The sequence below is a fragment of the Streptomyces sp. NPDC002265 genome (assembly GCF_040296125.1).
Taxonomy (GTDB): domain Bacteria; phylum Actinomycetota; class Actinomycetes; order Streptomycetales; family Streptomycetaceae; genus Streptomyces.
The window spans coordinates 1-6258 of sequence record NZ_JBEOWS010000464.1; the positions used below are offsets into that span (position 1 = coordinate 1).

At 67.8% G+C, this 6258-nt stretch carries 8 protein-coding genes and 1 pseudogene; 4 read left to right on the plus strand and 5 right to left on the minus strand.

What is annotated here, in order from left to right; genetic code table 11:
* Positions 1-146 precede the first annotated feature (146 nt).
* From ABT085_RS42560 to ABT085_RS42580, 5 genes are all read right to left on the minus strand, one after another.
* Positions 147-761 (minus strand): GAF domain-containing protein, encoded by a 615-nt coding sequence (locus ABT085_RS42560; RefSeq protein ID WP_351621402.1) that lies wholly within the window; start codon positions 759-761, stop codon positions 147-149.
* Positions 724-1347: a GTP-binding protein gene (locus ABT085_RS42565; RefSeq protein WP_351621405.1), complete on the minus strand. Its 624-nt coding sequence runs from the start codon at positions 1345-1347 to the stop codon at positions 724-726. Before ABT085_RS42565 ends, ABT085_RS42560 begins: the two co-directional genes overlap by 38 nt.
* A complete protein-coding gene (locus ABT085_RS42570) occupies positions 1325-1711 on the minus strand; it encodes a DUF742 domain-containing protein (protein WP_351621408.1) in 387 nt (128 codons plus the stop codon). The genes ABT085_RS42565 and ABT085_RS42570 overlap by 23 nt, the downstream gene beginning before the upstream one ends.
* A gap of 3 nt (positions 1712-1714) precedes the next feature.
* Positions 1715-2107: a roadblock/LC7 domain-containing protein gene (locus ABT085_RS42575; RefSeq protein ID WP_351621410.1), complete on the minus strand. Its 393-nt coding sequence runs from the start codon at positions 2105-2107 to the stop codon at positions 1715-1717.
* A 74-nt stretch (positions 2108-2181) separates the two neighbouring features.
* Positions 2182-3621, minus strand: a complete 1440-nt coding sequence (locus ABT085_RS42580; protein WP_351621413.1) for a sensor histidine kinase — start codon at positions 3619-3621, stop codon at positions 2182-2184.
* Between the two features lie 460 nt (positions 3622-4081).
* Here ABT085_RS42580 and ABT085_RS42585 point away from each other — a divergent pair, with 460 nt between their 5' ends.
* From ABT085_RS42585 to ABT085_RS42600, 4 genes and pseudogenes are all read left to right on the plus strand, one after another.
* Positions 4082-4396, plus strand: coding sequence for a hypothetical protein (locus ABT085_RS42585; protein ID WP_351621416.1), 315 nt, complete (start codon positions 4082-4084; stop codon positions 4394-4396).
* A gap of 22 nt (positions 4397-4418) precedes the next feature.
* On the plus strand, positions 4419-4892 hold the full coding sequence (locus ABT085_RS42590; RefSeq protein WP_351621419.1) for a hypothetical protein: 474 nt from the start codon (positions 4419-4421) through the stop codon (positions 4890-4892).
* Between the two features lie 269 nt (positions 4893-5161).
* Positions 5162-5656, plus strand: a pseudogene (locus ABT085_RS42595) (IS701 family transposase); the annotation flags it as partial.
* Between the two features lie 233 nt (positions 5657-5889).
* The coding region (locus ABT085_RS42600) for a helix-turn-helix domain-containing protein (RefSeq protein WP_351621427.1) at positions 5890-6258 on the plus strand (369 nt) is incomplete at its 3' end.

Here is a 6258-nt window from a genome sequence, read left to right on the forward strand (position 1 = left end):
CCGGCAGCACCAGGCCCGCATCAGCCACTACAAACGACGCGGACACAGCCCCTGAAAAATGCCCAGCAATCAGAACAAGCACCGTTGCAGTACTAAGATCCCCGACAGAGCCAAGCGAAGGTCGTGTTCGGGGCCGGCGGCACCGGTCAGCTGTGACGCCGTGCCGGCTCCTCGAGCCGCGTGACCAGTTCGGCGGCCATGGCCTTGATGGTTTCCAGACCCTTCCGACCCCAAGGCTGCGGGTCCTGATCAACAACACAGACCGTGCCGAGCACGACACCGGTGCTGTCTATCAGCGGTGCACCCAGGTAGGAGTGGACACCGATCGCGTCGACCACAGGGTTGCCGGCGAACCGCGGGAAGTCCCGGATGTCTTCCAGTACCAGCGCCCTGCGACGTTTAACCACATGCGGGCAGATACCCATGTCGATGTCACGCGGCATGATGCGGCCTGGCACGGGATCCTCCAACAGCGGCGGCCCAAAGTGGACTGTGGTGTCCTGAGCGGCGCTGTACAGCCCGGCGAAGTACTGACGGTCGGCGTCCAGGAAGAAATTGACCCCCGCGTAGCAGCCGCCGGTACGCCGCGCCAAATCCCGGGCGAAGGCGTCGAGTTCCGCATCCGGACGGGCTTCGATTCCCAACTCGCGCAGCCGCTCGGATCGGACTCGCACCTGCGGGTCCTCCGGCGGGAGGAGCAGATGGCGCAGGGCAATGACTGATTCAGGCCCGGAGGAGGGATTGGTCGGTGTCGCTGCCATGGGAACTCCTTGTCGTGAGTAGGTGCTGAATCAGTTCTAGCAACACGCTGATGCCCGAGCTCTGGATACGGGCGTCGCACAGGACCACCGGCACCTCCTGCCTGAGGTCGAGCGCGGTGCGCACCTCCTCGGCCCGGTAGCGGTGGGCTCCGTCGAACTCGTTGACGGCGACGACGAAGGGCATGTCTCGCCGCTCGCAGAAGTCCACCGCCGCAAACGAGTGCTCGAGCCGACGCGTGTCGGCGAGGACAACCGCCCCGAGCGCCCCCTCGGAAAGCTCGTCCCACATGAACCAGAAGCGCTCCTGCCCAGGCGTCCCGAACAGGTACAGAATGTGGGACGGACTGAGTGTGATCCGCCCGAAGTCCAAGGACACCGTGGTCGTGGCCTTGTTCTCCACTCCGTCGAGTCGGTCCGTGGCGGCGCTGACCGCGGTGAGTATCTCCTCGGTACTGAGTGGCTCGATCTCGCTGAGTGCGTTGACGAAGGTGGTCTTTCCCACGCCGAACCCGCCGGCGATCAGCACCTTGATTCCCACCGGCAGGATTTCGGCGTGCACCGGGTCAGAGTCGTTTGAGGAGGCCATCACGTACCGCTTCCAGGAGGTCTCGATCGGGTCGTGCGTAGTGGCCCGAAGGTGCTGTGGCTGCGTCACCTGCGACCACTGCGCCTCCCTCCGCCAAATCGGAAAGCAGCACCTTGACCACGGCGGCGGGCACCTGCATCCGAGCGGCGACCTCGGCGACGCTCACAGGCCGCTCGCAAAGCGCCAGTACCTGCGCGTGCTCCAGACCAAAGGCGCCCTGCGTCTGGACACCGGTGGCCAGTACCACGGTCACCAGGGTGAAGTGGAACGTGGCCCGGGTCCGGCCATCGCTCACGGTGTAAGGACGGACAAGCCGCCCGACCGCTTCGTCCATCAGCGGTCCGTCCGGGAGGACCGGCGTCATCGGCTATCCCACCGGATGCCGCGGCGGCGTGGCCAGGTGCGGGCGCACACTCTTGACCAGCATCGCCATCTCATAACCCAGTACCGCCGCGTCCGCCTCACGCTTGGCCAGCACTGCCAGCACAGTGCCGTGTCCGGCAGCCGAGACGAACAGCAGCGACGTGCTGAGTTCCGTCACTATCTGTCGCACGTCGCCACCATTGTCGAAGCGCCTGCCGGCGCTGCGTGCCAATGAGTACAGCCCACTGGCGAGGGCCGCCAACTGGTCTGCGGCGTCATCGTCGAGCCCCTCTGCTGCCTTCACCAGGCCGTCCGAGGACAGCAACAAGGCGCTTCGAGTGTGCGGCACCCGGTTCATCAGACCTGTCAACAGCCAGGAAAGGTCTTCGTTCGCCACGATCGTGTACTCCTCTTCGACGGAAGGAAACGGCTTGCTGAACAGGGCCCAGACCATCGGCGTGGCCGCGGGTATCAGGGAGTCTCTGCTTCCTCGGCCCTGCGTAGTCCGGTCTGGAAGGCAGCCATCAGACCCGGGTCGTGTGCGATGTCCTCCCGAGCGCCCGGGCTGCGAACGGGGTGCGACGGTTGGTCGACGGGGTCCTGCCGGCGGCGCTGCGGCAACCGAGGTCGGTCGTCTTGGCTGTCGGAGGGCGCTGAGGAGGGCTGGGTTTCGGCGTCGGACATGGGCGTGTCCGCGACCCCGGTCAGCTGTGCAGCTTCGGGCACCACGAGGTTGCGCGGCATCTGGCCGAGGGTTGCGGCAGCATCGTGCGCGGGTAGGGAAGCCGCCGACGGTGTGCCGAGCAGTGCGCTGGGCAACACCATGACGGCCTGCGTGCCCCCGTAGACGTTGGTCTGCAACTGCACCGCGATGTCATGCCGCCGGGCGAGGACGGACACCACGTACAGGCCGATACGGCCGTCCTGCAGCAGTTCCTCGAGGGCGACCTCGCCTGGTGCGCCCAATAGGGTGTTCATCTGGTTGCGCTCGGCGGTAGACAGGCCGAGGCCCCGGTCTTCGACCTCGATGGCAATCCCTGCGGCAACGGCCTCCACCCGTACATGCACTGTGGTTTGAGGCGGCGAGAAGACTGTCGCGTTCTCCAGCAGCTCGGCCAGCAGATGTACCACGTCGACCACTGCGTGGCCGCTGACCGTCCCCTCGATGGGTGGAACCAGTTTGACTCGTGCGTACTGGTCGATCTCGGCTACCGCGGAACGCAGCACGTCGGTGAGGCTGACGGGACGGGTCCACTGGCGGTGGGTGTTCGCGCCGCCTAGCACGGCCAGATTCTCGGCGTAGCGGCGGATCCGGGTGGAAAGGTGGTCCACCCGGAACAGCCCCTTGAGGAGGTCGGGGTCCTCGACTTCGTTCTCCAGGCTGTCCAGCAGGCCGATCTCACGGTGCACTAGGGACTCCAGCCGACGCGCCAGGTTGGCGAACACCTCGAACTGCGCCAGGCGGGAACCGTGTTCCGCGTCGACCGCGCCAGCAGCGGAGTCCAGCAGCGCGGCCTCCGCCTCGCGTCGGGCCGCGGCGATCTCGAATCCCAGACGGGAGAGGTCGTCCGCCCCTTGCTGCGGCGGCAGTTCCGGCCGACGCCGCGACGACTTTGCCATCCCCAACCGGCGGCACAGCGACTCTAGTTCGGCCCTGCCCTCGACTGTGGCACGGGTCAGATCGGCCAGCTCGGCCCGGTTCCGGTCGGCCGCATGTGACAGTTCCGCCCAATGCTCGGTGACTGAACGCGCCTGCGCCGAGGCCCGACTACCGGCGATTCCTGCTGTCATGGCGCCGATGAGGACCACGCCGCCGGGACCCACGCTCTCCAAGTGGCCGTCTCGGACCAGCACGGTCGCCATCGCACCGGCCACGGCGACCAGGCCCGGCGGCAGCACCGACCACAGCACCTGAGACCGCTTCAAGGACCGGGCTCGCGAATCTGCCGTCACAGCGGAGGGCATAGGCGACGACGGCTGGTCGCCCAGCGGCTTGGAAGGATCAGGCATAAATGTCCCCGGACAGTACGAAGATCAGGCCGAGCGCGCACGTTACCGCGCACCAGGACCCTGGCGTCAGCCCCTGTTGTGTACAGAAATCGATCTGTTGCTCTTGCTTTGCCTCAAAGCGGCCCCAACAAGGGCGCTGGACGTGTCGGTGGGTGATCAGGCAGGTAGCGAGGTCGATGAAGGCTTCGCGGATGGCGTCGTGTCGTTACCAGCGGATGTGCAGGCGACGAAGGCTGTGCGGCCAGGCGGTTGGGCCGGCCGCGTGGTGAGGTGCCTGCCGTGGCAGGTCCTGTTCCGCGCTGCTCGACCTGGTCGTCCAGCTCGGACTATTGCTGCGCCGGCGGGGACAGTCGGCCGGGCGGTGACACTGACGCTGCGGTTCGCAGGTGGCACCTCGTGGGAGAAGACACGGCGCCTGCCGGCGCCCTCCGCCCATGACGACGACCTGCGGGTGCTGGCCTACCAGCTGATGAACGCGGCCGCCCTGCAGCGTGGCCGCCTGACCGGACTCGCCCTCAAAGGCGAGGACCTCCTCGACGCCGGCCGGACCGAACAGGTCAGCCTCGACGTCGTCCGCGAGACACGGCTGGTGGCCGAGAACGTCATGGACCGCATCCGGGACCGGTTCGGTGCCCGGCCCATCGGCCCGGCCGCCCTGTACCGGCGCGCTTCCTGAGCCTGCTGACGCACCCCGGGAGGTGGAGATCGTGCTGCTGGATCCGCCGGGGCTGATCCCGAGGTGGCCGCAAGGCCTGCCGCACTGGCCCTACGCCCAGGCCGTCGACGAGGCCCTCACCCGCCGCGGCATCCCGCCCGGAACGGTCCGGGCAGACCACACCGGGCGCGAGCGCGGCGAGCGGATGTACATGGTGCTGGCCTGGGATGTGAGCCGCACTGCCGGACTTGGCGGTATACGCCTGCACTGGCATGAGGAGACCGGCTGGGCCTACGCCCTGATCGGTCCCGGCGCCCGGGCCATCGGGCCGCCCCGCCACGTCGACGCCCTGCACCACGCCTTCGCCACCCCTGAAGACATCGCCGAGGTGGCCGACCGGCTGGTGCGCGTCTGGCGCCGGCCGCAAGGCGAGTACAGCGCCGAATGGGACAGCGCGGCACAGACACGGGCCGCGATCAAGGCATTCCGCGTCTTGCGCAGGCACACTGTCGGCTGACTCCTTGGGAGTCCCGATCCTGCCTGCGGGCGCCGGCAGTGGCGGCCGTCTTCAGCGGCATTCCGCGCCGCAGCGGACGCCGAAGCAGATGCCGCCCCAAAGATCCGCAGGTCACGGTCCGCCCCATCGCGAGGACAGATGGCCGCGAGCGGGTGCTGCGCAGCTGGACAGCCCAGGGCGAAACCGCCCTGTAGGACGCGGGCGGCGACCGCCGCGACCGTGATGGCGGCGGCTGCCTGACCACCATCCGTCTCATCGTCGTCGCACCGACGGTGCCCAGGCGCTGGGCACTCGACCACCCCGTCCACGACCTGTTTCCCGGCCTGCCACGGCAGAAGTGGAAGCGTCGTTCCTGCGGCGAGGGAGCACACGGCCGACGGATTTACGACTGGGCCCGCGTCGAGGTCAGGCCCTGGCGCCGTGAGGACCGACGGCACTGGGTGATCGCCCGCCGCAGCGTCAGCAGGCCCGAGGAGACCTCCTACTACATCGCCTACTGCCCCGCCGACACCACACTCGACGAGCTCATCCCGATCGTCGGCAGCCGGTGGGCGGTCGAGGAATGCTTCCAGAGCGCGAAGCAGGAGTGCGGCCTGGACGACTACCAGGTCCGCCGCTATCCCGGCTGGCACCGGCACATGACCCTCGCCATGGCCGCTCACGCCTGCCTGACCGCTCTGCGGGCCAGCGAACTGGATGCGGAGAAAGCAGAAACGGATCCTCCCAGCTCATCCATCTCAGCCTCGCCGAGATCCGACGACTGATCACCCGCCTCACCGACCGCCGCCCCACCTCGGCCGACCACATCCTGCACTGGTCGACCTGGCGCCGCAGACGGCAACACCAGGCCCGCCTCAGTCACTACAAACGACGCGGCCACAGCCCCTGAACTGGCCAGCAATCAGGACAATCACCGTTGCAGTACTAGTGTGATGCGCCAGAAATCCTGAGGGTTAGTAAGTATCCTGTTGGCATGCCGCATTCGGGGCCTTCTGCTGTGGCGATCACGCTGTCCGAGGCCGAGCGTGCCGAGTTGGTGCGCCGGACGGAATTGCCGCATCGGCGCTCGGCCGAGAAGGCCCGCATCATCCTGGCGTGTGCGGACGGCATGTCGAACGCGGGTGTCACGCGGCTCGTCGGTGTCCAGGCCAAGACGGTCGGCAAGTGGCGTCGGGCTTTCGCTGCAGAGCGGATGGCCGGGCTCGAGGACGCCGGCTGGATTGGCCGGCCGAAGGCCGACCTGGTCCTCGACGATGCTGAGCGCAGACAGTTGCAGCAGTGGGCGCGGCAGGCCAGGACCGCCCAGTTCCTCGCGTTACGGGCCAAGATCGTGCTGCGCTGCGCGGAGGGCGGGACGAACCAGCAG

What these genes read in the sequence shown, in the direction of transcription:
- ABT085_RS42560 (WP_351621402.1), bottom strand. Translation starts at nt 761, where the DNA reads ATGGCAGCGACACCGACCAATCCCTCCTCCGGGCCTGAATCAGTCATT.
- ABT085_RS42565 (WP_351621405.1), bottom strand. Translation starts at nt 1,347, where the DNA reads ATGGCCTCCTCAAACGACTCTGACCCGGTGCACGCCGAAATCCTGCCG.
- ABT085_RS42570 (WP_351621408.1), bottom strand. Translation starts at nt 1,711, where the DNA reads ATGACGCCGGTCCTCCCGGACGGACCGCTGATGGACGAAGCGGTCGGG.